The organism is Lacrimispora sp., from assembly GCF_031982545.1.
Lineage (GTDB): Bacteria > Bacillota > Clostridia > Lachnospirales > Lachnospiraceae > Lacrimispora.
On sequence record NZ_DALYXB010000005.1, the window covers coordinates 29734 to 55478 of the forward strand.

Annotated in this window: 26 protein-coding genes; 1 reads left to right on the forward strand and 25 read right to left on the reverse strand. The window is 44.2% G+C overall.

Translation table 11 applies throughout. The features are described from left to right. Window positions 1-6: 6 nt before the first annotated feature. From ABS301_RS09575 to pdxA, 20 genes are all read right to left on the reverse strand, one after another. Window positions 7-1416: a L,D-transpeptidase family protein gene (locus tag ABS301_RS09575; RefSeq protein WP_349672015.1), complete on the reverse strand. Its 1410-nt coding sequence runs from the start codon at window positions 1414-1416 to the stop codon at window positions 7-9. Window positions 1417-1516: 100 nt separating this feature from the next. Further along, window positions 1517-2131 (reverse strand): HD-GYP domain-containing protein, encoded by a 615-nt coding sequence (locus ABS301_RS09580; protein WP_349672016.1) that lies wholly within the window; start codon window positions 2129-2131, stop codon window positions 1517-1519. Between the two features lie 45 nt (window positions 2132-2176). Continuing rightward, entirely contained in the window at window positions 2177-2668 is a 492-nt protein-coding gene (locus ABS301_RS09585) for a transcriptional repressor (RefSeq protein WP_104436549.1), read from the reverse strand. A gap of 54 nt (window positions 2669-2722) precedes the next feature. Then, window positions 2723-2860, reverse strand: a complete 138-nt coding sequence (locus ABS301_RS09590) for a FeoB-associated Cys-rich membrane protein (RefSeq protein WP_349672017.1) — start codon at window positions 2858-2860, stop codon at window positions 2723-2725. Between the two features lie 60 nt (window positions 2861-2920). Further along, on the reverse strand, window positions 2921-5104 hold the full coding sequence (feoB, locus tag ABS301_RS09595; protein WP_349672018.1) for a ferrous iron transport protein B: 2184 nt from the start codon (window positions 5102-5104) through the stop codon (window positions 2921-2923). A gap of 72 nt (window positions 5105-5176) precedes the next feature. Next, on the reverse strand, window positions 5177-5395 hold the full coding sequence (locus tag ABS301_RS09600) for a FeoA family protein (RefSeq protein WP_104436552.1): 219 nt from the start codon (window positions 5393-5395) through the stop codon (window positions 5177-5179). Between the two features lie 16 nt (window positions 5396-5411). Continuing rightward, a complete protein-coding gene (locus ABS301_RS09605; RefSeq protein WP_104436553.1) occupies window positions 5412-5627 on the reverse strand; it encodes a FeoA family protein in 216 nt (71 codons plus the stop codon). A 194-nt stretch (window positions 5628-5821) separates the two neighbouring features. Further along, the gene (locus tag ABS301_RS09610; RefSeq protein ID WP_349672019.1) at window positions 5822-7879 is read right to left on the reverse strand and encodes a M13 family metallopeptidase; all 2058 of its coding nucleotides are present in this window, start codon (window positions 7877-7879) and stop codon (window positions 5822-5824) included. Window positions 7880-7972: 93 nt separating this feature from the next. Further along, window positions 7973-9073 carry a 30S ribosomal protein S1 gene (rpsA, locus tag ABS301_RS09615; RefSeq protein ID WP_349672020.1) on the reverse strand — a complete coding sequence of 367 codons (1101 nt, stop codon included), beginning with the start codon at window positions 9071-9073 and terminating at the stop codon, window positions 7973-7975. Beyond that, a complete protein-coding gene (ispH, locus tag ABS301_RS09620) occupies window positions 9054-9905 on the reverse strand; it encodes a 4-hydroxy-3-methylbut-2-enyl diphosphate reductase (RefSeq protein WP_349672021.1) in 852 nt (283 codons plus the stop codon). The genes rpsA and ispH overlap by 20 nt, the downstream gene beginning before the upstream one ends. A gap of 3 nt (window positions 9906-9908) precedes the next feature. Continuing rightward, a complete protein-coding gene (gene cmk / locus ABS301_RS09625) occupies window positions 9909-10595 on the reverse strand; it encodes a (d)CMP kinase (protein ID WP_349672022.1) in 687 nt (228 codons plus the stop codon). Continuing rightward, the gene (locus ABS301_RS09630; RefSeq protein ID WP_349672023.1) at window positions 10592-11848 is read right to left on the reverse strand and encodes a BaiN/RdsA family NAD(P)/FAD-dependent oxidoreductase; all 1257 of its coding nucleotides are present in this window, start codon (window positions 11846-11848) and stop codon (window positions 10592-10594) included. The genes cmk and ABS301_RS09630 overlap by 4 nt, the downstream gene beginning before the upstream one ends. A 66-nt stretch (window positions 11849-11914) precedes the next feature. Further along, window positions 11915-13414 (reverse strand): polyphosphate:AMP phosphotransferase, encoded by a 1500-nt coding sequence (gene pap / locus ABS301_RS09635; RefSeq protein ID WP_349672024.1) that lies wholly within the window; start codon window positions 13412-13414, stop codon window positions 11915-11917. Between the two features lie 26 nt (window positions 13415-13440). Further along, window positions 13441-14562, reverse strand: coding sequence for an aldo/keto reductase (locus tag ABS301_RS09640; RefSeq protein ID WP_349672025.1), 1122 nt, complete (start codon window positions 14560-14562; stop codon window positions 13441-13443). A 159-nt stretch (window positions 14563-14721) separates the two neighbouring features. Continuing rightward, window positions 14722-15969, reverse strand: a complete 1248-nt coding sequence (locus tag ABS301_RS09645; RefSeq protein ID WP_349672026.1) for a 6-phosphofructokinase — start codon at window positions 15967-15969, stop codon at window positions 14722-14724. Window positions 15970-15977: 8 nt separating this feature from the next. Next, entirely contained in the window at window positions 15978-16472 is a 495-nt protein-coding gene (locus tag ABS301_RS09650; RefSeq protein ID WP_349672027.1) for a YcxB family protein, read from the reverse strand. Window positions 16473-16490: 18 nt separating this feature from the next. Beyond that, entirely contained in the window at window positions 16491-17513 is a 1023-nt protein-coding gene (locus ABS301_RS09655) for a 2-keto-3-deoxygluconate permease (RefSeq protein WP_349672028.1), read from the reverse strand. Window positions 17514-17539: 26 nt separating this feature from the next. After that, window positions 17540-18004, reverse strand: coding sequence for a ribose 5-phosphate isomerase B (rpiB, locus tag ABS301_RS09660; protein ID WP_349672029.1), 465 nt, complete (start codon window positions 18002-18004; stop codon window positions 17540-17542). Between the two features lie 17 nt (window positions 18005-18021). Continuing rightward, window positions 18022-19368, reverse strand: coding sequence for a four-carbon acid sugar kinase family protein (locus tag ABS301_RS09665; RefSeq protein ID WP_349672030.1), 1347 nt, complete (start codon window positions 19366-19368; stop codon window positions 18022-18024). Between the two features lie 23 nt (window positions 19369-19391). Beyond that, entirely contained in the window at window positions 19392-20420 is a 1029-nt protein-coding gene (gene pdxA, locus ABS301_RS09670) for a 4-hydroxythreonine-4-phosphate dehydrogenase PdxA (RefSeq protein ID WP_349672031.1), read from the reverse strand. Between the two features lie 280 nt (window positions 20421-20700). On the opposite strand from pdxA, the gene tpiA reads away from it, so the two are divergent. Further along, entirely contained in the window at window positions 20701-21468 is a 768-nt protein-coding gene (gene tpiA / locus ABS301_RS09675) for a triose-phosphate isomerase (RefSeq protein WP_349672032.1), read from the forward strand. A 35-nt stretch (window positions 21469-21503) separates the two neighbouring features. On the opposite strand, the gene ABS301_RS09680 is transcribed toward tpiA, so the two are convergent. The 5 genes from ABS301_RS09680 to ABS301_RS09700 form a co-directional block, all read right to left on the reverse strand. Next, on the reverse strand, window positions 21504-22268 hold the full coding sequence (locus ABS301_RS09680; protein WP_349672033.1) for a DeoR/GlpR family DNA-binding transcription regulator: 765 nt from the start codon (window positions 22266-22268) through the stop codon (window positions 21504-21506). 131 nt (window positions 22269-22399) lie between these two features. After that, a complete protein-coding gene (locus ABS301_RS09685; protein WP_349672034.1) occupies window positions 22400-23719 on the reverse strand; it encodes an aspartate kinase in 1320 nt (439 codons plus the stop codon). A gap of 111 nt (window positions 23720-23830) precedes the next feature. Beyond that, the gene (locus tag ABS301_RS09690; protein ID WP_349672276.1) at window positions 23831-24586 is read right to left on the reverse strand and encodes an arginase family protein; all 756 of its coding nucleotides are present in this window, start codon (window positions 24584-24586) and stop codon (window positions 23831-23833) included. Continuing rightward, window positions 24583-25176 (reverse strand): hydrolase, encoded by a 594-nt coding sequence (locus ABS301_RS09695; RefSeq protein WP_349672035.1) that lies wholly within the window; start codon window positions 25174-25176, stop codon window positions 24583-24585. The genes ABS301_RS09690 and ABS301_RS09695 overlap by 4 nt, the downstream gene beginning before the upstream one ends. Window positions 25177-25202: 26 nt before the next feature. Further along, entirely contained in the window at window positions 25203-25664 is a 462-nt protein-coding gene (locus ABS301_RS09700) for a 2-thiouracil desulfurase family protein (protein WP_349667129.1), read from the reverse strand. Window positions 25665-25745 lie beyond the last annotated feature (81 nt).

The following is a 25745-nucleotide window of genomic DNA, read 5'->3' on the forward strand; positions in this document are numbered from 1 at the left end:
TTTTTATTAATAATGGCAAATTACAGGGATTCCCGTATTGATTAAACCATAAAGGGCCTTTGCCTTTTGGGGCGGAAGGTTAATGCAGCCATGACTTCCACCTGTCTGGTAAATGGTTCCTCCGAATTTGCTTCTCCAGCTGGCATCATGAAAACCGATTCCTCCGTTAAAAGGCATCCAGTAATCCACATGGCTCTCATATTCGTAAGTACCATCCGGCTTTTTATCTCCCCGAAGTACCCGGTCTGTCTGCTTATAAGCAAGCGTATAGATGCCTTCCGGTGTGGTAAGCTTCTTTGACATATTCCCCGTTACACAGGGAGAATCCCATATGACACTCCCATTCTGATACAGGTACACATGCTGGGCTGCCATGTCCGCTTCCACATAAGTGCTGCCCCAGTCCACATTACGGTCAGCTGCTACCAGACTGTACTGGGGAGTCCGCTCCTGGCTCTGACCAGTTTTTATAATAGCCATAAGAGCCTGTGTCTCCGCTTCCTGGTTCATTTGCCATCCATATGCACCAGAAAGAGACAGATCTCTTCCATCGGTTGCTTTAAAGGCTCTGGCTTTTCCGGCCGTATCATATTTGCCGGCCAGTGACTGAATGTACTCCGCAGCTTTTGTTCCGTTTATATGGATTCCTGTCTGATCTGCACCATCGATCCAGGTACAAAGCTGTTCTCCGGTCAATACTTCCGACTGACTGCCAAATAAATATGTGACTTTCATATCCCTGATCTGATTTAAGGCAGCGCATCTTCCCACCAGTTCTGAATCCGTGGATGTCACTGTCACCGTATCATAACAGTTTTTCTCTTCCAGACTGATCTGCCTGTTCTCCTGAGTTAACGCAGCTTTCACCGCCTCATCAAGTTTCTTTCTGTTTACGCTGTTCCCCTGTACCTCAGCAATGACAGTGAAGGGCTGTCCCTCCTGCCAGGCTGAAATTCTTGCGTTCTGAGTAACCACAATATCCTTGCTGCTGACACAGGCAAGAGAATCCAGCCGTTCTTTCAGCTTCTCTTCCTGGTAGGTCACCGTACTTTTAAGGACACTGCTGTTGTCGATATCAGGACCTGCCACACGTCCGTTACTATTTTGTTGCGCCAGTATATTCTGAAGTCCATCGGTAATCACCACCTGATACTGGATATCTGATCCCTTAATTACTTCAGAGGCTCCTCCTTTTACCTTTATGGTAAGCTGATACTCTCTTCCATAAAAGCCTTCAATCTGTACCTTTGCCTCCTCTACAGTCATACCTCCCACCAAAACTCCGTTGATCTTTGTTCCGGGCACAAACTTAGAAGCATCATCTGCCAGTGCAACCACACTTCCTGCCAGCATAAAAACCGCTGTCAGAAAAGCAATTATCCCTACGGTACCTGCATGACTCTGTCTCCTGCTCATTCATTCAAATCCTTTGCTGATTAGTTATTATGGAAAAATATCCCACTTCCTCCTAGGTTAGCACGATTTTATCAGAATAACAAGTATCAAAATCCACAAATCATTCCGCCACATATTTCGTCAAATCAGCCCAATGTTCCAATGCAACAGCTCCGATCCGGGGATCGTATATAATGCCCAGATTCCTCTTTATTTCTTCATAACAATACTTCAGCGAGTATGCATCCCTGTATCCCCTGTCGGAGGTCATGGCATCGACGGAATCGCAGATTGAGATTATCCTGGATCCAACAGGAATTTCATCTCCTTTCAGTCCGTAAGGATAACCGTTTCCATCATATCGTTCATGGTGGTGAAGAACAATGTCTTTCAGCTCATTCAAATGACGGGATTTACTTAATATCTGGGCACCGGTCTGGGGGTGTTTTTTCATGGCAGCCCATTCGTCCGGAGAAAGCCTGTCCGGTTTGTTTAATACTGCATCAGGAACTCCGATTTTACCAATATCATGAAGATGAGCGGCAATATGAATTCGCTCCGTCTCCTCCCGATCAAGCTTTAAAAACCCGGAAAGGGCCAGCGCCATATCGCTGACCCTTTGAGAATGCCCCGCCGTATAGGGATCTTTGGCATCTAATGCGCTGACGATGCATTCAATAATTTCATGATAATCAATGCCGTTCCTGCATAACTCAAATCCTGATTCATTTTTCATGCTCTTTTCTACCTGCCTTACTGGTTAGCAATAGCTAACTTGTAATTAATAGCAACCGGCATTCTCACATCCGCAAGGTTTAATCGAAATTGAAGCGATCTTTTGATCTTCCAGATAGCCGCAAGCGGTTAAACCTGCCCGCACAACGGAATTCCAGTTTTTTGCCGAGAGATGATAAGTCGTTTCATCATCCAGCACTACCGTGCAGGCATCTTCCATGGAGCAGGTATCAGAGTAGGCGATTTTATACATATTCTTCCTGCTGATGGCTCCTATTTCCTCTAAGACATTAACCATGCGATAGACAGTAGCCGCCCCGATGCTCTCATCTACCCTGGACGCTTTGTAATAGATTTCTTTACAGCTGGAACATTCGTGCTCCAGAATAATATCTAATAGTGTGAGGCGCTGCTTTGTAATTCTGCACCCCTTACCCTTTAACCGTTCAATAATAAGATCCTTCTGCATCCTGGTTCTGTGATAACTCCTGGAATCAGCTACTTTTCTCTTTTCAATCATGTTTGTGTGCATTTCCATTTTGGCACCTCCATTTAGACGTATAATATAGTACGAAAGTCAGATACCAGCCTGTTAGTGGCAATGTCCTCCACAGTCCTTGCACTGTCCGCCGCACTGAATGGATTTTCCGTTCTTTTTATCCCGAATCATGCTTCTGATAATCAGTGCCACCACTCCGATGACAACTGCTGATACTGCGAATGTTCCCATATGATACCTCCTGATATCTTGAGCCTGCATAAACCATGCAGGCTCTTTATAATTACCGGATTATTTTGCTCCGGCAACACTTGTTAATTTTACTTTAGATTCGCTTTTTACTTTTTCAGGTCTGACAAGCAGATAGATAAAGCCTGCAATCAGTGCAAATGCTACTACAGTAAAGAATCCAAAGGATCCGGTGGTTATTAAGGTTCCTACCTGATAGACACAAAGAGCTACGATATAAGCCAGAAGTGTCTGATATCCCACTGCAAACCAGAACCACCTGGCATTATTCATCTCACGTTTGATGGCTCCCATGGCTGCAAAGCATGGTGCACAGAGAAGATTAAATACAAGGAAAGAGTAAGCAGCAACTGCTGTCATACTGCCTGCAAGAGTACCCCAGATCTCAGAACCATCTTCTGCAACTTCAGCAAAGCCGTAGAGAATACCGAATGTTCCTACCACATTTTCTTTTGCTACCAATCCGGTGATGGCTGCTACTGCAGACTTCCAGTCTCCCCACCCAAGAGGTATGAAGATCCAGCTGATTGTGCTTCCCAGCTTTGCAAGAATGCTGTGATCAAGTTCCAGTGCTTCCAGCATTCTGAACTGACCATCTACCCAGCCAAAATAGGAAGCAAACCATACAACAATAGTAGATAACAAAATGATGGTTCCTGCTTTCTTAATAAAGGACCAGCCACGTTCCCACATACTTCTTAAAACATTTCCTACTGTAGGCATATGGTAAGCTGGGAGCTCCATAACGAAAGGAGCCGGATCACCAGCGAACATTTTGGTCTTCTTTAAAATGATACCGGAGCAGATAATTGCTGCAATACCAACAAAGTAAGCACTTGGTGCAACCCAGGAAGCTCCGCCGAAAAGTGCACCCGCAATCAGTGCGATAATTGGAAGCTTGGCACCGCAGGGAATAAAGGTTGTTGTCATAATTGTCATCTTACGGTCACGGTCATTTTCAATGGTACGGGAAGCCATGATTCCAGGAACGCCGCATCCACTTCCGATCAGCATGGGAATAAAGGACTTACCGGAAAGACCAAATTTACGGAAAATACGATCCATGATAAATGCGACTCGTGCCATATAGCCGCAGCTTTCTAAAAATGCGAGGAAAATAAAGAGCACCAGCATCTGGGGAACAAAGCCTAAAACGGCTCCTACACCAGCTACGATTCCATCAAGAATCAGACCCTGGAGCCAGTCTGCGCATCTAACTGCAGTTAAAATGCCTTCTACTACTACCGGTACGCCAGGAACATCTATACCAAAGAAGCTGAAGCCTTCGCCGAAAAGCCCGTCATTAGCCCAGTCAGTCGCCCATGTACCAACGGTTGTAACTGAAACATAGTAAACAAGGAACATTACCGCTGCAAAGATGGGAAGCGCCAGAAACCGGTTAGTAACGACCCTGTCAATTTTATCCGATATGGTGAGGCTATCCCTTTTGGCTCTTGTGAAACACTGGTCAATGATAGAAGAGATATATACATACCGCTCATTTGTAATTATACTCTCTGTATCGTCATCCAGTTCCCGCTCAATCCTTGTGATCTCTTCCGTTACATCAGGTACGCGTTTCATCTGAGACTGGATCTTTTCATCCTTTTCTAACAGTTTAATGGCAAAGAAACGCTTCTGTTCTTCGGGAATATCATTTCCAAGCTTTTCTTCGATGGAATCCAGAACTGACTCCACTTCAGCTGCAAATTTATGTACTGGCGGTCTGTTGTTTTTCTGGTTAGCAATCGCCACTGCTTTTTCAGCAGCCTTCTGGATTCCAGTGCCCTTCAGCGCAGAAATCTCCACAACCTCACAGCCAAGCTTTTCGCTTAATTTATTTATATGAATTTTATCCCCGCTCTTTTCCACGATATCCATCATGTTAACTGCCATGATAACGGGAATTCCAAGTTCCATAAGCTGGGTGGATAAATATAAATTACGTTCTATGTTGGTACCATCTACGATATTCAAAATCGCATCAGGCCGTTCTCCGATCAGATAATTTCTCGCTACCACTTCTTCCAGTGTGTAAGGAGAGAGGGAATAGATACCTGGAAGATCCATGATAATGACATCTTTATGACCTTTTAACTTTCCTTCTTTTTTCTCTACGGTAACGCCTGGCCAGTTCCCCACAAACTGATTTGATCCCGTCAGCGCATTAAACAACGTCGTCTTTCCGCAGTTGGGATTACCTGCTAATGCAATTTTAATTGACATACTCTACCTCTTTCTGCCTGTCAGCAATTGATTTGTCTGGTATTAGTCTCACCTAACTAATATGTAAAAAAATCACTCCACAATGATCATTTCTGCATCCGCTTTTCGTAAAGACAGCTCATACCCTCTGACTGTTACTTCCACCGGATCTCCAAGAGGAGCTACTTTCCTCACAAAAATATCAACACCTTTTGTGATTCCCATATCCATAATTCTTCTCTTAACAGGGCCTTCTCCGCTTAGCTTGGTTACCTTGACAGTTTTACCGCATGGAATTTCCTTTAATGTCATCGTCTTTTCTCCTTTTCTATCCCACCATGATTTTATTAGCCATATCTTTTCCTATGGCAACTCTGGAATCTTTTACATTAACGATCATGTTTCCGCTTATTTCAGAAACAACAGTCACAATTCCGCCGGTAACAAAACCCAGGTTTTCCAGAAAACGTCTTGTCTCTTCTTTGCCGCCGATTTTACGAATTACGTTAGGCTCTCCTGCTTTCACCATTGTTAAAGGCATCATTCATCATCTTCTTTCATTTTATTATTGATAATCATTCCCATTTCTCATCAGTTAGTATATTCTAACTTTGGTTAGTTGTCAATATTTTTATTGATAAATTTTCTCATTATTAAATTGTATTTTTTCGCATCCACAATTTATCATAAAAAGCTGCGGCATATAAAACCTGTTGCCGCAGCCTTGCTACCTTGTTTTTACCAGATTTTCACTCGTTTATCAGGAGCCACATACATGGTATCTCCTTCTTTTATGTCCGGATACGCCTTGTAAAATGCATCTGTGGCGCTAAGCACTCCATTGACTCTGACTTTTGCAGGAGAATGGGAATCCGTATTGAGACGGTCAATCATCGCTTCCGGAGTATACTTGGACGCCCAGATTGTTGCATACTGGCGGAACAATAAATTCAAATCACTGCCCTTTTCACCTGCAATCGCCGTAATGCAAGCCATGGATCCCAGATCTGCGATATTTTCATTCAATGTCTGGGCGCCATTTACTTTTCTCCCCTGAAATCCATCCATCCCGCTGTAGTATTCTTCCACCTGTCTGGCCAGTTCATCAAATTTTTCCCGGTCTTCCTTTGTCCACCATACATGATAATTTCCATTTTCATCGTAAAGGGAACCAGAGGAATCAAATGCGTGGCTCACCTCATGAGCCATTACCATTCCGATTCCACCTAAATTCGAGGCGAAATCTCCTTTTGGATCATAAAACGGGGGCTGGAGAATAGCGGCCGGAAACACAATCTCATTGGCCGTGGGGTTGTAATATGCGTTTACAGTCTGAGGAGTCATGCCCCACTCCCCTTTGTCCACAGGTTCCTTATATTTCTTTTTATTTACCTCATTCTGCGCTTTCAGGAGAGACAGCATATTATCAATTAAGTTCCCCCCCTCTTCTGCTGAAAGCACCTTGGCATTCTTATAATCATTGGGCCATTGATCCGGATACCCCACCTTCAGATTCATATGCTCCAGCTTTCTTATGGCAGAAGCCTTGGTTTCATCACTCATCCAGGTGAGACTTTCAATCTGCTTTTTATAAGAGGCAAGAATCTGACGGATCATGGACTCAATGTCCTTTTTATCCGACTTGGAAAAGCATTTCTCAACATAAAGCTTTCCGAATTCAAATCCCAGGGTATTCTGTGTCAATTCACTTGCCAGTTTTTCGTCTGTTTTTCTTTCTTTAATTCCTTTTCTTAAATTATTCCATTCCAGATTGGTGTCTCTGATTTCGGGTGTCAGACTGGAAGCAAAATCATTAACCAGGCAAAATAGCGTATACTGTTTTAAAAGAGGGAGCGATTCCTGATTTAAATATTCACCGATTTTTTTCATCTGATCTACCTGAACCACAATGTATTGATCCTGTTCATTAAAGCCTGCTGCTTTCAAAAAGGTCTCCATGGTTCCATCTGGAAACAGTTTCTTTAATTCTTCACCGGTATACGGATTATATATAACATCAGGGTCTCCCTGTTTGCTAAGAGGAAGTGCACTTCCGGCCAGATCCTTCTGTAATTTTAAAATGCCATCTGCAGCCTGATCCGCTTCTTCTTTCTTCATTCCTGTATATTCCAAAATCCGGGATATATAATTGCGGTAATGGTTCATCAGTTCTTCCTGGTCGGAATCCTCTAAGGTTTCTTTTCCAGGTCCAAGATCTGCGCCGTCAAAATACAGGGCATAGCGGGTAGAATTACTCATATCCTCAGACCACTGGGGCAGAATAATGCTGCTCACCCCCAGATCATTGTAGATTTTTCCTGCCTGTTCCAAGTATTCCTCAATGGTGGAGGCACGGCTGATCCCGTCCATATAAACAGCAAGTCCGCCAAATCCGGCAGCCCTTCTCCCATCCATATCCATAGCTGTCAGATAGAGATCGGCGATTTTCTGTTCCAGCGATCCTTCTTTTTCATTTTTCCTGTTATTCACAGATTCACGGAGCACTTCATTTAGAATTTCATAAGCCTCTCTGTCCAGCTTGTAAAACTGACTCCAGCCACTTGCATCACCCGGAATCTTCGTATTATTCAGCATCTCCCCGTTGACAAAGTCATAATAATCATCTTCCAGGCGTATATGGTTAGCTTCCCCTGCAGAGGCCTTTCCCGTTCCACTGGCGGGCTTTGCCTGGGTCTGCTCTTCTTCCGGTTCAGGGCCCGTTTTACTTTTACAGCCGGTAAACGCCAGAGTCATAACTATCATTGCCGATAGGATTGTGAAAAAAACTTTTTTCATGAAATCTACCTCTCCTTGCCATTACGATATATTTTTTGTACGAAAAAAGGAAGCGGATTTCTCCACTTCCCATCTGCTCATTCTTTATTATGCTTAAACTTCGTCAGAATATACAGGTGCATCTTCTGCAGCTGCTTCGTCCTGACCCTGAAGTGCTTTGATGCTTAAGCTGATCTTCTTGTCGTCTTCGTTAAAATCAACTACCTTTGCTTCGATTTCCTGTCCAATTGCCAGAACATCTGCAGGTTTCTCCACATGCTCTCTGGAAATCTGGGATACATGAAGCAGAGCATCAACGCCTGGCTCCAGCTCAACAAATGCGCCGAAATCAGTCATACGTGCTACTTTACCGTTTACTACATTGCCCACTGCATACTTATCAGATGCATCTTTCCATGGATTTGTCTCCGGGAATTTTAAGCTGAGGGCAATCTTGTCGCCGTTGATATCTTTGATTAAAACTTTTACTTTCTCACCAGCTTTGAATGCTTTTTTCGGGCTTTCTACTCTGCCCCAGCTCATCTCTGATATATGAAGTAAACCATCGGCTCCGCCAAGGTCAATAAATGCACCAAAATCGGTTACGTTCTTGATTGTACCTTCAACAACATCGCCTGCATGGATCTTATCAAATAATTCTTTCTGAAGCTCGGCTCTCTTAGCAACCATAATCTGCTTTCTGTCACCGATAATTCTTCTTCTCTTTGGATTGAATTCAGTAATGATGAATTCGATTTCCTTATCTGCATACTTGGTTAAATCCTTCTCATAAGAATCGGATACCAGGCTTGCAGGAATGAATACTCTTGCGCCTTCTACAACCACGCTTAAACCACCGTCAAGCACCTGTGCAACTTTTGCGGTAAGTACTTCGTGGTTTTCAAATGCTTCTTCTAACTTCTTATTGCCTCTGTCTGCTGCTAATCGCTTATAGGATAAAGCAACCTGACCCTCACCGTCATTAACCTTAGTGACTTTGGCTTCCATCTCTTCGCCAACCTGAACAACAGTTGTAAGATTTAAATTCTGGTCATCCGTGTACTCGCTACGCGGGATGATGCCGTCAGACTTGTACCCTATATTCAAGACGATTTCATCTTCTTTTACGTCGATGACTTTACCAGTGACGATCTCTCCTGTACGTATGGTTTTCAATGATTCCTCTAACATTTGTTCAAAACTTAACTCTGACATTAGTATGAACCTCCTCGATAATATGATTCGGGGTTGAAGCCCCGGCTGTAATACCTACGCTGCGCACAGAATTTACACAATCAGGATCTAAATCACCTAGTGTCTGGATATAGTAAGTATTCTTACATTCCCTTCGGCATATCTCGTACAGCTTCTGGGTATTGGAACTGCTTTTTCCGCCAATGACTATCATGGCATCCACTTCTGAAGCTATCCGCTTTGCTTCCACCTGTCTTTCCTGTGTTGCATTGCAAATCGTATTTAAAACAAGTATATCATACCGCGTTTCAGAAATTTTTTCAACTAAATCTTGAAATTTCTTGTAATTAAATGTCGTCTGTGATACAATACACAGCCTCTCTCCTTCTGTGAGCGGCAAAGTTTCCACTTGCTCGGGTGTTTCCACCACTAAAGTATTGTCATTTCCCCAGCCTTTAATACCTTCCACTTCCGGGTGTGAATCATTACCAATTATGATCAGGCGTCTGCCCTCTTTATTCTGCTCCTGAGCAATCTTGTGAATCTTTCTCACGTAAGGGCAGGTTGCATCAATGATCTCAATTCCGTTCTCTTCCATGATATCATAAACCCGTTTTCCGGCTCCATGGGAACGGATTACCACAACGGCGTCGTGAATCTGTTTCAGTTCTTCTTCACTTCCAATTACTTTTACGCCCTTTTCCTCTAAATCTTTTACAACCTCTTCATTGTGGATGATGGGACCATACGTATAAATTGGCTTATCGTTTCGTTTCAGCTGTTCATATACCTGATCAACGGCACGTTTCACGCCAAAGCAGAATCCGGCGGATTTTGCCACAACTACTTCCATACATTAGCTCCTCTCTTCCAGTTTTCTTTCCTCAAACAGCATTAAGATCCGTTCTATTACCTCTCTGGCACTCATCTCAGAAGAATCTAAAAGCACCGCATCCTCTGCCTGCTTTAAGGGAGAATGTTCCCGGTTCATATCCTGGTGGTCCCGTTTGATAATATCTTTTTCGATTTCTTCCAGATTGCAGTCCTGCCCTTTTCCCTTCAGTTCCAGATACCTTCTTTCGGCACGGACCCGGCTGCTGGCGGTTAAATAGATCTTAAGATCGGCATCTGGAAGAACGCAGGTACCGATATCCCTGCCATCCATAATGACATTCTCCCGGGCTGCAAGACCTTTTTGCAGCTCTACCAGCTTTTCTCTCACAGATAAGTGTACGGAAGTGGCAGAAGCCATGGCTCCCACTTCTTCAGAACGGATCATTCCTGATACATTCTCTCCGTTTAAAATCACCTGCTGCACGCCGTTTTCATAGGCGAGGGTTACATCCGCAGTCTTAACAGCTTCAGAAATAGCCGCCTCATCCTGTGGAGAGATCCCTTTTCTTAAAAAATGCAATGCCATGGCACGGTACATGGCCCCAGTATCTACATAAACAAAATCAAGCTGACTGGCTGCTGCACGGGCAATGGTGCTTTTTCCTGCTCCAGCCGGCCCGTCAATTGCGATATTATAAACCCTTGTCATCTTTCGTCCTTCTCCTCTCCTGCCGCACTTCCTGCTGCCCAGCCCGTGGACCAGGCAATCTGAAGATTAAAGCCCCCAGTCACCGCGTCTAAATCCAGCACCTCTCCTGCAAAATACAGGCCGCTTACAAGTTTAGACTCCAGAGTGGAGGGATTTACCTCTTTTACAGAAATACCTCCCTGGGTGATAATGGCCTCATTGTATCCTCTCAGTGCAGTGAGAGTCATGGTAAATGACTTGGTTACGTGAATCAGCGCCTGACGCTCCTCTCTTGTAATCTCATTAACCTTCTTTTCCGGAGAAATTCCGCTTGCATCAATGATAACAGGAATCAGCTTGGCAGGATATAGATTGCCCAGAGCATTTTTAAACTGCTTATTCATGGATTCCTCAAAATCTCTTAGAATCCTGGCATCCAGCTGTTCTTCCGTCAAAGCAGGCTTTAAATCAATGGAAAGAGTAAGAGAACCTTTCTTCAGTTCCTTTGCCGCATAGCTGCTGGCACTTAACAGAACCGGACCACTGACTCCGTAGTGGGTAAAAAGCATCTCTCCGAATTCCCTGTAAATAACCTTGCTGCCTTTCATCACCGTCGCTTCTACATTTCTAAGAGAAAGACCCTGCAGCTCCTTAATCATGGGCTCTTCCACAACGAAAGGAACCAGGGCCGGAGATAACGTGGTTACGGTGTGGCCGGCTTCTTTCGCCAGTTCATAGCCGTCTCCCGTGGAACCGGTGGTCTGATAGGAATAACCTCCGCAGGCAATCATCACACTGTCTCCATAACAGGACTTCTTACCGGTACTGTCACTGACCACAATTCCTTTTACAGCACCGTTATCAATAATCAGCTTTTCCGCTTTTTTCCGGTAATGAATCGTAACACCCAGTTCCAAAAGCCGGTTATTCAAAGCCTTAATTACATCGGAAGCTTTATCCGAAGCCGGAAACACCCGGTTTCCCCGTTCCGTCTTTAACTGGCAGCCAAAGGTCTCCAAAAGTTCCATCATATCGAAATTGGTAAAACCGTAAAAGCTGCTGTAAAGGAATTTGGAATTGGTGACAACGTTCCCGAACAGCTCCTCCGTATCACAGGCATTGGTTACATTGCACCGTCCTTTTCCTGTAATATATACTTTTTTACCAAGCTTCTCGTTTTTCTCAAAAATGTGGACGGTACTGCCCTTCATGGCTGCTGCTATTCCAGCCAGCATCCCTGCAGCGCCCCCGCCCACGATTAAAACCGTATTCATGCCCTTTCCTCCTGCCATTGTTCACTTCTTCCTACTTTACACGAAAAAAGAGGAAAACACAAGTGGTCAGGGACGATTATTCACTTCTTTTATCTTGTTTTCCAGCGCTTCCACCACAGTTTTTAAGATCTTGACCCTTGCATAATACTTGCAGTTTCCTTCCACTACCACCCATGGTGCATAGGTTGTGGAGGTCCGGACCAGCATCTCATTGACTGCTGATTCATACAGATCCCATTTTTCTCTGTTTCTCCAGTCTTCTTCTGTAATCTTCCACTGCTTTAAGGGATCTTCCTGCCGTTCTTTAAAGCGTTTTTCCTGTTCATCCTTATCAATGTGAAGCCAGAATTTAAGGACAACAGCACCTGCATTTGCCAGGTGGCTTTCCATCTCATTGATTTCCTGATAAGCCTGCTTCCACTGGCTTTCCCTGCAAAAGCCCTCTACCCGCTCCACAAGCACTCTCCCGTACCAGGTGCGGTCGAATATGGCGATATGGCCTGCTTTTGGCATATTGATCCAGAAACGCCAGAGATAGTGATGAACCCGTTCCAGATCGTTGGGAGCTGCAGTCGGGTATACCTTATACCCTCTTGGATCCAGGTGGCTGGTAAGCCGTTTAATGGCTCCGCCTTTTCCCGCTGCATCCCAGCCTTCAAATCCCAGCACAACCGGAATCCGCATGCGGTAAATCTGGCTGTGGAGGAATTCCAGTTTTTTCTGAAGACGGTCAATTTCCTTTTTGTAATCTTCCTTTGAAATGGACTTGGTTAAATCCACTCCGGACAGAACACCTGATTTAAAGCTTTCTGAACGGACTGGCACTTCCTTCTCCTTTGGCGCTCCGTTTAAACTCTTTTTATTCAGGGCATCCGAAAGGCAGTCTGCCACACAGGACATGATTTTGGCTGCTGCATACTCTTTATCGTTTGCCTCGATTATGGTCCACGGGGCATAATCCATATCTGTATTCTGAAGCATCTCTTCGCAGATCTGCAGGAACCGGTCATATTCCGTGTTCCTCTTCCAGTCGTCTTTTGTTACCCTCCAGCTGGTTTCCTTTGAGCTTTCCAGCTTTTTAAACCGTTTTTTTTGTTCTTCTCTGGAAATATAAAGAAAAAGCTTGATGATAACCATTCCGTCATCGGTAAGCTGCCGTTCAAAGGACTGTATGTCATGAAAAGCTCCGGGCAGGTCTTCATCAGGAAGCTTTCCTGAAAAACGCTCCATGGTTACCTGACGGTACCAGCTTCTGTCAAAAACAGCGATTCTTCCCTGGGCTGGAAGTTTTGTATAAAAACGCCACAGGAAGGGACGCATACGCTCTTCGTCCGTCGATTTATCATTGGCATAGACATCAAAGCCTCTGGGATCAAGGGCCTGAATCAGGTGATTGATCTGAGTGCCTTTTCCTGAGGCTCCCATTCCTTCAAATACGATCATAACCGGAATTCCGGCTTCCTTTAACTGGCGCTGCAAAAGCCCCAGCTTTTCACTTTGTTCTTTCTCTGTCTTTTTGTAAGTTTCCTTATCAATCTTCTTTGATAAATCAATTTTCTCCAGCATAAACAGTCCCTCCTTACTGGTTTCCGTTAAGCCTGTATCTTTTCAAACACCTTTGCAACTTCTGGCATAACCTGGCTGATTTTAATCATCTGCGGACATTCCTTTTCACATCTGTGGCAGGTTTTGCAGCTGTCTGCTTTTATGGCAAGAGCCTCATACCCCGCCTTTGCCTCATCCTCTTTGTGGGCAGCCGTCATATTATAGTAGGAGAATATCTCCGGGATCTCCAGTCCGAAGGGGCAGGGAACGCAGTAACGGCAGCCGGTACAGCCAACCAGCGCCATGGAGTCGAAGACCTCCTTTGCTTTCCTGTACATGGCATGTTCTTCTTCCGATACCATTCCAATATGGCTTCTGTCTGCATACAAAAGATTATCTTCCAGCTGCTGTTCATCACTCATACCACTTAAAAGCAGACTGACTTCCGGCTGATCCCATAAAAAATCAAGGGCATATTCCACGCTGGATTTTTCATTGCCTAACGCTTCTTTAACATGAGATGCAGGATTAGCCAGTCTTCCGCCTAAAAGGGGCTCCATAATGACAACGGCAAGCCCTTTTCCAGCAGCCTCTTTCAGTCCTTTTAAGCCTGCCTGATGTGTCAGATCCACATAGTTATACTGAATCTGGCAGAAATCCCATCCATCATAATAATCTAGGATATCCTGAAACACGTCATATGAATCATGGAAGGAAAAACCAATATACTTAATTTTTCCATCTGCTCTCGCTTTTTCCATCTTCTCTACCAGTTTCAGTTTTTTTATCTTCTCTTCAAACCGGTCTCTGCTTAAGGCATGGAGCAGATAAAAATCCACATGATCTGTCTTTAATTTCTTTAACTGTCCATCTAAAACTTCTTCAAAATCTTCTTCTTTTTCAAGCTTCCATACAGGACATTTGGTAGCCAGATAGGTTTTCTCCCTGTAACCTTCCTGCAGCGCTTCCCCTACGATCCGCTCGCTTTCCCCCTCATGATAGGGATAAGCAGTGTCAATGTAGTTGACTCCCTGATCAATGGCATGACGGATCATAGCCACCGCCCTCTTCTCATCTACCTGATTTTCTCCCGAAAGAGGAAGCCGCATGGCTCCGAACCCGAGTGCTGAAACTTTTATTCCTGTCTTTCCAAAATCACGATATTGCATATTTTTCCTCCGCATGATAAGATTCGCAATTGAACTATAAGCTGCTTTAATCATTATTGTATCATATTTATTTCCTGTCCAATAGTTTTTTTTGCAAAATATAAGCGAAAAAAGACAGACATTGCGTCATGCAAATGCCTGTCTTTCTACCTGTAATTATTAAGCCATTTTCCCTGACAGATTTTCCTCCAGGATTAAATGGACCGGTATGCCGTTCTCATACTTCACACTTCGCTCCCCCTGGATCAGAGGACGTAAATACTCCATCATTTTTTCATTTACATCGCAGCCGTCAGGGCATATCATTTCTTTTGGTACCTTTTTTTCCCGGTTTGCCGCTTCTCCTGAATTTACGGAGGTAAACTCCACCATGTAAGGATTGGAAGACAGCCTTCTGATGGAAGCCATTTCTCCGTTCTTTCCATCAAGGACACACTGCAATGCTTTTCCCCCCAGCATCCAGGCCTCCTTTAAGTCCGTCTCGCTGGCAATATGGGCTGCACAGCGCTGCATCAGGCTGAGTTCTACCGTCCTCACCTTACAGTCCAGTCTGGAACGAATGACGTTTTCCAGAATTTTTCCTGCTCCGGATATATATTTATGGCCAAATGCATCGGTCTGCTCCATCTGCACCTGTTCTGAGAGATAGCAGTCTTTTTCATCCTTTAGCCCCTCGCTGACTGCTATGAGAAATGCCTTTTTCCGGGACATCACACGTCTCATGTCTTTAAGAAACCGTTCCTGGGAAAATGCTGTCTCACACAGATAAATTAACTCCGGGCCTGATGCACCGTTTATTCTTGACAGAGCGGAGGCGGCAGTAAGCCAGCCTGCATTTCTTCCCATTATTTCTACAATTGTCACTCCGGGAACCGGATAAACGGATATGTCGCGTTCCAGCTCTGCCACTGTGGCCGCAACATATTTGGCTGCCGAACCGAATCCCGGGCAATGATCGGTTCCTTCTAAATCATTATCAATGGTCTTTGGAACTCCCGCAACCAGAATATCGTCGATTTCTTTCTCTTTTATATATTCGGACAGTTTAAATACCGTATCCATGGAGTCATTACCCCCGATGTAGATAAAATAAGAAATATGGTGCTTTTTAAAAATTCCCATTAGTTTTTCATATTCCTCTTCATTTTCTCTCCATGGTTTTAAGGGATAACGGCAGGAGCCCAGAAGGGAGGCAGGGGTCTGACACAGCAATGAGGAATCCCGGGAGCTTTTAAGCACTTTCTTTAAATCTACAAACTGCTCATTTAACACCCCCTGTATTCCATAAAAAGCTCCCAGGATGCCATCCACCTGACTGCTTACACAGGCGGCCTCTGCCACTCCGGCCAGACTTGCATTAATGACTGCTGTGGGGCCTCCCGACTGGGCGATTAACAGATTTTTCATAACATCTCCTATCTGATATAAATCTTATCTCTTGTTATATTCTCCGCGATCAGCTTCATCACCGGCATAAAATAATCATGAAAGCTTTCTTTTGGAAGAATCAGCGCCGTTCCCTCATTTACATAAAACACAATATCCTTTGGAGTGGATACCGCTTTCTCTACCTGATTCCAGGAATAGGAATTTTCCACTCCCACATTCTGTATTGAAAATCCCTTTTCAAAGAAGGTATATACCGTCTTTTCTTTATAGCAGGGAGCTGCAATCATCTTTCTTGACTTCAAATACAAAGAAAGAGGAGTGCATGACAGAAAGAGGAAACCTGCCCCTACATAGAAAAGAGCATTTTCTACCCCAATGCGGTCGGTTGAAAGCAAGATTCCGCCAGCGACGATTACCGCCAGACCCAGGACATTAACAAGAAATCCGGAAAGCCGGGAATAGGTATGAAACAGCAGCAGATCATAAATATGTTCCGCTCTCATGGTCACTTCAATTTTCATAATGCACCCTCATATTATTTAATTTAATTTTTCTGCTGCCCAGCCTTCCGGAGAATAAATTCCTTTTTTCTGCTTTCTCATCATATTGTCAAAGAAAGCTACGATAAATGGACAAAGGAATAATGTAATAATGGAAGCAGTGGCGCACTGAGCGGTTGCCATCTCGGTATACCGCGCCATGGTGGGATCTGCTTCTGCCACTGCTGCCGGAGTCATAGCGGAGTTAAGCGCAGTTGTACCAATGGCTGCACCCATTGCATTTCTTTCTTTTTTAGGAAGAATCAGATTAAAGATCAGGAAAAAGATCACTGCGGTAGCTGCAGAAATAAGTCCCAGAACAATTCCGGAAGCTCCCGCCGTTATAATCGTTTTCATATCCGTTTTTGCTCCGATGGATATGGTCATGAAAAAGGTTATAATGGGCTGTGCCGTAGCACAGACGCGGCGGAATTCCTTGTCAATATTTCCCCATACGAAACCAATCAGGATTGGAATAATCGTAGCAATCAGACTATTAAAAGGAATGGAGGCAAGACCAGTTGCTCCCAGAGCAATCAGGGTGAAAAATGGTCCGTCATTTAAGGATAATACGGAAATCGCGCCTGTATCAGTGGCGTTGCCAAACTGAGATGACAGGGATATGTATAAGGATCCGTTGGAATTGGTAATTGCTGCAATCCATACAAAGGGAGCTATGCCAAGAAAACCATTGACTCCGCATAGTTTTCCCACCAGTAAACCGATTACAATTCCAAGTAAAAACTTCATTCCCGTTAAGGTGACGCCTTTATAAAGAGGCATGCCTACCTGGTTGATATTAATGGAAGATCCGCAGACAATTAAGAACAACCCCATCATTGCCGCATTTCCCTGATAGAACAAAGCCGTTACATAGCCGCCGATCTGAAATGCCTGCGGAACAAATGTTGCAATTAAGACTGCAATGACTAGTGGTATGATGACAAGGCCCCCCGGCATTTTCTTCATCCTGTTTAACAAATTTAAATCCAGTTCTTTTCTTTCTTCATGATTAACACCCATTACACTAAATACCTCCATCCATCCGATTATGGTTTTCCTGCCCTCTCCAGATACTCTTTTTCATATTCCATGATCCGGTCCACCTTTGGTCCGGAACCGCCGCCTGAAAATTCACAGGACAGCCAGATATCCACCAGACACTTGGCCAGCTCCAGACCAATCACCCGTTCCCCCATACACATGATCTGTGCATCATTGCTTTTTCTTGCCCGCTCTGCAGAAAATGGATCGTGGCATACTGCCGCCCTGATTCCAGGAACCTTGTTGGCTGTAATTGCCATGCCGATCCCAGTACCGCAAACCAGAATTCCTCTTTCAAACTCCCCTCGTGCGACTGCTTCTGCTGCTTTGACCGCTATGTCCGGATACAGTACTGCTTCCCCCTCGTTTGCTCCAAAATCCTGATACTCCACCCCTTTCTCGTCCAAATGCTTCATAATCTCTGCTTTCAGCCGGTAAGCGGCTTCATCACATCCAATTGCTATCTTCATGTCCCAGCCTCCTGAATTTATTTTCTGCCTGCTTCCAAAAACAGGCGGTCTACTACATCGACTGCAGTCTGGTCATTTCCTGTAAGTCCGCCCTTGCCTATAATCGGCAGTCCTTCATAATTACCGGAAAGCCTTCCTACATCCGTCTGTGCTATCACATAATCAAGAACTTCGATCGATTCCACCCCCAGCTGGTAGCACACATTTACCATGGTGTCCCCTCCCGTGGTATATAGTCCGGCGATTTTTTCCATACCTGCTTCTTTTAAAACATCGGAAACAATCATACCAAGCCCTGCATTAATGCGGTTGGCGCTCATTCCATCTGTATAGTTTCGTTTCTCATCTTCTTTTGCAAGATCCAGAAGCTGCCCATGCAGCGCAGTTTCAAAAAGAATTGCCCTGGGACGACGTTCAGTATCCAGATATAAAAGTGCTGCCCTGGCGGCTCTTTTTACTTCTGCCAGGCCCTCCTGACCGCCATCGATTAACAGCACAGGGTCTACCGGAATCCGTTCTACTCTTTCATCCTGACATAGAACCTCCATCTGCCTCTTTGTGACTGGTGTTGCACTGCCGGCAGCAATGAGAACTGTCTTATTCAATTCCTTAGTTTCTGTTTCCGGTATGTTGGGTTCCTCCTGGCAGATTAAGTTTCTGCAATAGGCAAGTTTTGCCGTAAATGCGCCCGGATCAACGGCTATCACATTCCAGTCAAGCTCCACACAGGCCTTTGCAACTGTTTCCACATCCGACAGAGTAATGCTGTCCACCACAATCACTTCGCTTCCCTCAGACCGCTCTCTAAGGAGTTCCTTTTTCACTTCTTCACAACCCTTTAAGACTGCATCCAGTTTGATCAGTCCCACCTGCCTTCTGGTCTGCTTCTCTAAAAGACGTGGTATGTAATTTTCATACACCGGAGTACGGACATCCTGTGCTACAGGAGTCTTAATTAAAGCCGTTCCGTCTATGATGGAAAAGCCTCCAACCAGAATCCGTCTTGACTGGGGCATTGCAGGAACAACCACTGCCACAGCCGTTTCATCCATGCAATCCAGCATTGCATCAATTTCGGTGCCAACACCTCCCCGGAGTGTGGTATCAATTCGTTTGGAAAAATACAAAATCCCCATTCTTTTAAGCGCCATGGTGGCCGAACGGACTTTTTCATAGGCTTCCTCCGGCGGAAGCGCCCTGCTGTTGCTGCTGACCAGTATGGCGTCTAACCGCTGTGCCCCACTGGCCTTCTCCGCCGCCTCTTCATTAAAGAAAACTGCTGTCTTTGCCCTGGATCTGGCAAGAAGAACACCTGTTGTGGTGGCACCTGTCAGATCATCTGCTACCGCTCCTATTACCGGCATACCTTCTCCTCCTGTTTAAAAACTTATGCTTCTCCCTGTTTCTTCCCCTTTATTAAAGCAGCGTATTCCGATACGACTTTTGTGGATTCGATGAGACTCACCGCATTTGCCTTCCCTGTTCCCGCAATGTCAAATGCAGTTCCGTGATCCACAGAACTTCTGATAAATGGCAGACCAAAGGTTAATGTAACGGACTTTTCAAAATCCAGAGTCTTGCAGGCAATGTGTCCCTGATCGTGATACAGGGAGAGAATTGCATCGTAACATCCGGATTTGCCGATATGAAAGACTGAATCTGCCGGACATGGGCCTACTGCATCTATTCCTGCTTTCTTTGCCTCTTCAACAGCAGGAATCAGCTCATCGATCTCTTCTGTTCCAAACAATCCATTGTCCCCTCCATGAGGATTTAAGGCTGCTACTGCTATGTGGGGCTTCTCAATTCCGATTTTTCTTAACTCTTTGTCAATGTTAATCACAAACTCCAGCACCCGTTCCCTGGTGGCATAGCGGCAGGCATCCACCAGGGACATATGGCGGCTTACAAAAAACACACGCAGCCTGTGACAGGAAAACATGGTAAGTGCATAGGGTGAATGAGTGTAATTTTCATAAATCTCCGTATGACCCGGTTCTTTAACGCCGGCAAGCTTAATCGCGCCTTTATGTATGGGTGCGGTAGATACTGCATCAATGCGGCCGGACATGCCCAGTTCAATGGATTTCATAATCCAGTCAATACTCATCTTTCCAGCCAGCGCCTGAACTTCTCCCCACACGATGGAATCCGTATCATAGCTGCCCGTTTCCAGAACATCTACTGTTCCCAGTTCAAATAAAGCATCTCCGGGATCTGTGATTTTCCGGTAATTCAGTTCCTGTTTCATGACCTGTGCTGCTTTCTTAAGGATTTCAATGCTGCCTATTACAAATGGTCGGCAGCATTCATGAATCTTAGGTGCCAGCATGGTCATAACAATTGTTTCCGGCCCAATCCCTGCAGGATCTCCCATGGTAATTGCTGTAACCGGTTTGAAATTCGTCTCTTTCATTCTGATCTCCTGTTTCGTTTTCTCTTCTTTTACTTTCGTTTTATTTTCTATTTTTATTATTAACCCAAGAAAATAATACATCTTTTTTTGGTCCTTTACAATACTCTTTCATATTTTTTCTCTTTTTACTATTTTTCACTCTCAATTTTTGTGCATAAATGCCAGTTTATGTTTTTTATTGTCGAATTAAATATTTTCTTTTTTCTTTCGTTTTTTATTGATTTTATTTCATTTTTATTTTAAACTGATATTATCAAACAGATTGGAGGTTTTTACTATTATGAAAAAGAAAATTTATTTTGGGACAAATTTAAAGATGTATAAAAATATCAGAGAAACTACGGAATACCTAAAGACACTGTCCGGACTGACTCAAGATATCAGCAGGGACAGCATTGAATTATTTGTGATACCCTCCTACACTTCATTAAACGCAGCCTGCCAGTTTACAGACAGCCGGTTCATCACTCTGGGTGCCCAGAATATGTGCTGGGAAGAAAAAGGAACCTTCACTGGTGAGATTTCTCCCTTAATGCTTCAGGAAATCGGCATCGAACTGGTAATGATCGGTCATTCAGAACGCCGGCATGTACTTGGAGAAACGGATGAAGAAGAAAACAAGAAGGTGAAATGCGCCTTAAACCACGGGATGACTGCGCTTCTTTGCGTTGGCGAAACCACGAAAGAAAAAGATTACAATATCAGTGATGAGGTGATAAGGACTCAGTTAAAGATCGGTCTATCCCATATCCCGGTCTCACAGATTTCCAGACTGTGGATAGCCTATGAACCGGTATGGGCAATCGGTGAAAACGGAACTCCCGCCAGTGCCGCATATGCAGAAGAAAAACATCAGACAATCAAAAACTGCCTCACAGAATTATTTGGAGAAACAGGCAGTCAGATACCCGTGTTGTATGGGGGAAGCGTCAATCCGGATAATTCTGTTTCACTGATTTCCCAGCCATCAGTCGACGGTTTGTTTACGGGAAGAAGCGCCTGGAATGCCCACTCATTTAATTCCCTGATACGAAAGGCACTTACATAAAAATAAGCAGCTGCAAAACAGCAGCTGCCTTTCTATTATACAATATCGATCGCCACTTCTCTCTGTCTGGCCATCTCTAAATATTCCTTCTTTATCTCACTGTCAGTAATAATTTTCTTGATTTCAGAAAGCGGACTGACTGTCAGTACATACCCGCCTCCGAATTTACTGCTATCAACAAGAAGATAAACTTCTTTTGAAACTTTCAGTATGGTTTTTTTTATCTGCATCTGGGGAGAACCAATGGATGTAATACCTGCGTCAAAATTGACACCATGGGCACTGATAAATGCCTTATCTGCATGACATTCTTCCAGATTCTTTATGGTGACATCTCCCATGGTAGATGACAGCTTTCCACCCACCTGACCGCCAAGCAGGAACAGATCCACGTGTTTCACGTTAGACAGCTCTCCCGCCGCCATAAGCGAGTTGGTAATCACCAGTATATGCTTACCGGGATTTTCTTTAATCACTTTTGCAAGGTAATAGCTGGTGGAGGCATCATCCAGGATAATTGTGTCATTATCATCAATATACTCATATGCCTTCTGTGCAATCAACTGCTTTTTATCGGCGTTTTTATTTACCGTCTCCGAATTATAGAACACGGCTATAGAAGCTCCTGCTTTCGTAGCCCCTCCATGAACCCGGTTAAGCAGTCCCATCTCTTCAAGCTTTTGTATATCATTGCGAACTGTGACCTCAGAACACTCCAGCAGTCTGCTGATATCGGTAACACGTATGCTGTTCTTCTCTTCCAGTTCTTCCAAAATAAACTCCATCCTTTTGTTTAACAATGCAGTTTCCTCTCCTTGACATTTTTCCTCTATTATCATTCTATCTTACTATTATAATCGGAATTGTACAAGTATTATTCTCAAATTCGGAACGCTGCAGACATCGGGATGGAGTTCTGTTTTTATAGCTTTTAAACTTCGATTGTTATAAAGATATCGTAAATTGCTTTAATCGCTTCTTCAAAGTCACTGTTTCTAACACCAATTATGATATTTAACTCACTGGAGCCCTGATCAATCATTTTTACATTGACTCTGGAATGAGCGAGAGCGGAAAAAATCCTGCCGGCAGTCCCTCTGGTGGCCTTCATGCCTCTTCCTACAACGGCTACCAGCGCAAGATCGGATTCCATCTCCACAAAATCAGGCTCAACCGCTCTGTGGATTCCGGCAATGACAGACTGCTCATATTCTTCAAACTCTGACTGGTGAACAAAAACCGTCATGGTATCAATTCCGGAAGGCATATGCTCAAAGGAGATTCCGTATTTTTCAAATACCTCCAGCACTTTTCTCCCAAAACCAACTTCCGCATTCATCATGGCTTTTTCAATATTAATAGAACAAAAGCCTTTCTTTCCTGCAATTCCCGTTATGGTATAGCGGGGCTGTCTGCAGGTGCTTTCCACAATTAAGGTTCCCTTGTCCTCGGGCTTATTGGTGTTGCGGATGTTAATGGGAATTCCCTCTTTTCTCACAGGGAAGATTGCATCCTCATGGAGTACGCTGGCACCCATATACGCCAGCTCTCTTAATTCTCTGTATGTAATGGTTTCAATGACTTCCGGATCTTTAATGATTCTGGGATCTGCCACCAGAACACCGGATACATCCGTCCAGTTTTCATACATATCAGCATGAATTGCTTTCGCCACTACGGAACCTGTCACATCGGAGCCGCCTCTTGAAAAAGTCTTGATTGTGCCGTCGTGCTTTGAGCCATAAAATCCAGGAATAACAGCTGTTTCAGCTTTGCTTAAACGTTCCGAAAGCACCTGATCCGTAAGATCTGCTTCAAAGTTGCCATCTTCATCAAAAAAGATCACCTCAGCGGCATCAATAAATTCGAATCCCAGATACTCAGCCATGATCAGACTGTTTAAATATTCACCTCTTGAAGCAGCATAGTCCCTGCCTGCCTTTTCTAAGAAATTCTTTTCAATCACATTAAATTCCTCATTAAGACTCATGTTCAGTGAAAGTCCGCTGATAATTTCCATATAGCGCTCTTTGATTTTTTCCAGAATGCTTTTGTAGCTTTTACCCGCTTCCGCCGCATCGTAACACTGATACAGCAGATCTGTTACCTTTTCATCCTTGTCATTACGCTTTCCCGGCGCGGATGGAACTACATATTTTCTGCTCTTGTCTGCGCGAATGATATTACCAACCTTTTCAAACTGCATGGCGCTGGCTAAAGAGCTTCCTCCGAATTTCACAACTTTTTTCATGGCGTCTTTCTCCTCTGATACAGGTTAATATCTACATATTTAACGGAAATAATATCTTAATTGTCACCAGCTGTCAAGTGGTTTTCTCTAATTATGTATAATTTTCCATCATCATGCATAAATTCTCTTTTCCAGGAACATATTTAAGATCTTTTCATTTGCCAGGCTGTTTCGTTTATCCGATTCTTCAATTCGCCTGTTTCCTCCGCTGATGCTGTTATATTCCCCGCAGATATCAACTGCCAGCACTGGTTTCTTTCTGCAGATAATATTCCACGCCTTAGAAAGCTGGGACAGTGTCATACTTCCCTGATCCCAGTCAGTCAGCAGTTCACTGGAAGAAAATACATCTTTATCTACAGATAAATACACCGGCTCCTTAAGCTGTCCGGCAAAATCTGAAACCCAGTCTTTCCCTGATAATTCCGATTCCGTATAGATCTTCACTCTGTCTTTAAAATCTTCCCTGACTGCACAGGCCAGCTCATCCGACACTCCGATTAAAATAACCCTCTTTAAGCACTCCTGCTCTTCCAGTATCTGGCGGATCCAGTTTCCACAGGAAAGGATACCCTGAAAACTGGAAGCCATAAGGTCTGCATGATGGTCAAATACAACCAGATCATAGGGCTCTTTGTAATCTTTTTGCAGAACATAACTGACATAATGAAAATTTCCGCAGTCCAGGAACCGGAAGCTGCCCCCTGCCTTTTTCGCCCGCCGCTCAATCTCCGTTAAGGAAGCGCCGTCGCAAAAACCATGGACACCGGTTAAATCTGTACAGTCAACCCAGTCATATGGAACCTTCCTGTAAAAATCCTGTCTTTTGTAGACATCTGTGAAATTAAATATGGTGACCGGTCTTATTTTCCTTTCAAAGCTTCCACCTCCTGATTTACGCTTTCCTCACAGGAACGCATGGCAAGTATGGTCTTTTCAAGCAGCTCTTCTAACGTCCAGCCCAGATACCCGGCACCGGTGTCGATGATGTCCCTGGAACAGCCTGCTGCAAATTTTTTATCCTTATACTTTTTCTTTAAGCTGGATACTTCCATATCCATCACACTTTTGGAAGGACGCATTCTGGCAGCTGCACCGATTAAGCCAGTCAGTTCATCTGAGGCAAAAAGGACCTTTTCCATCTCATGCTCCGGTTTTACCTCTGAGCAGATCCCATAGCCATGACTGCACACAGCATGAATCAGCTCCTCCTCTGCATCAATTTCTTTTAAAAGCTCCGGCGCTTTTGTACAATGTTCCTCTGGAAACTGCTCAAAATCCACATCATGGAGAAGTCCTGCCAATCCCCAGAAATCTTCTTCTGCTCCGTAGCCAAGTTCCCTGGCATACCAGCGCATCACACCTTCCACAGTCAGCCCGTGAAGGAGATGAAACGGCTCCTGATTATATTTTATGAGTAAGTTAAGTGCCTGTTGTCTGGTTATCTCTGTTTTCATACTGATATTCTCCTTACTGTACTTAATTAATTGTCCGTTCCGGTTATGAGAGAATGAATTTTGCTTTCTCCAATCACTTCAATTCCGTTCTCTGTAAGCAAATCTGCGGTGACACCGCTTCCAGGAATTTTATTTCCGGAAAATGTCCCGTCATAGATCATTCCATGGCCGCAGGATGGACTGCGTTCCTTTAAAACAGCCTTTTTGCAGCCAAAGATTTTTGCAAGCTTTAAGGTCTCACTGGCACCTTTTTCAAAAAATGCTGTGACATCCTGACCAGACTGGCTGATGACTGTATTTTCACCTTTCCGCTCAGACGCAGGCCTGGGTGTTTCCATTCCTCCCAGCTGTTCCGGACAGACAGGGACCAGATGATACTCATCAAGCAGTGCCAGAATTTCTTTATTCTCTCCATGATTGCCATCATAGCGGCAGTTCACACCCAAAAGACAGGCGCTCACCAGAATTGTCTCTTTTTGATCCTTCATTCCTTTCGCCTCCTTTCATAAGTCCTACTGTAGCAAAAAATCAAAAGGGGTTCAATCCTTTTTTCAGATTAACCCCTTAAA